We start from the raw sequence: 251 nt of genomic DNA, 5'->3' as shown, positions 1-251 counted from the left end.
GGCGCTGGCGCAGCAAACGACCCTGCTCGTCCACGCCGATCGTCCCGGCCCGCAGATCGCGCCCGAAATCTACGGCCAGTTCGTCGAGCATCTGGGTCGCGGCGTCTATGAGGGCATCTGGGTGGGCGAGGATTCGCCGATCCCGAACACGCGCGGAATCCGCAACGACGTGGTCGCGGCACTGAAACAGGTGAAGGTGCCCGTCATCCGCTGGCCCGGCGGCTGCTTCGCGGATTCCTATCACTGGCGCA

Annotated in this window: 1 pseudogene; it reads left to right on the top strand. The window is 66.9% G+C overall.

Annotated features, from left to right (window positions below):
- Positions 1–251: pseudogene (locus AC0IYH_RS32995) on the top strand (hypothetical protein); the annotation flags it as partial.

The sequence above is a fragment of the Pseudomonas sp. AC463 genome (genome assembly GCF_979253585.1).
This window is presented reverse-complemented; position numbering and strand designations above follow the sequence as displayed.